The sequence below is a fragment of the Lelliottia wanjuensis genome (assembly GCF_030238365.1).
Classification (GTDB): Bacteria; Pseudomonadota; Gammaproteobacteria; order Enterobacterales; family Enterobacteriaceae; genus Enterobacter; species Enterobacter wanjuensis.
On record NZ_JASSOT010000046.1, the window covers coordinates 1 to 507 of the forward strand.

The window sequence follows — 507 nt, forward strand, 5'->3', positions numbered from 1 at the left end:
TTATCCAGAACCAGACTGAACGCATCAGACTCCAGCGATGTTTCCCCATCCGGTGAACAATCAGAGACAGGCCTGCATCAGGCGGAGAGACTCGCTCAGAAAGGGCTTTGACGACTTCATCCCGCTGCGACTGACTGACCGCCTTCAGGCCATACAACCCCTGAAAACCCAGTGCAATAACCCGGTGATAGCACGTCAAAACGGCCGGGTTCGGTGAGGGCTGACGCAGAACTTCTGCAATGCGATCCCATAACGCTTCACCTGCCCGAAGTGATCCGAAAAATCGGGCCTGAAGCGGGGCTTTACGCCATGCAGCCTGGCCCTCATCAACTTTCGGCTCTTCTCCTTCCTCGCACTTTTCAGGCTTACGGCTCATTACCGCCTCGTCCAGCAAAGCACATTGTGCATAGGAAATATGTCCGACGCTGGCCTCGTCGTAACCGGCACGCTCCAGCGCTTCCCGCACACTTTCAACCTGTTTAACGCACTTGTCGTAAAGCGCACTGC

1 protein-coding gene is annotated in these 507 nt (G+C 55.6%); it reads right to left on the reverse strand.

Features of this window, described 5'->3' with window-relative positions; translation table 11 throughout:
- The coding region (gene tssL / locus QQF33_RS03515) for a type VI secretion system protein TssL, short form (protein WP_285157389.1) at window positions 1–507 on the reverse strand (507 nt) is incomplete at both ends.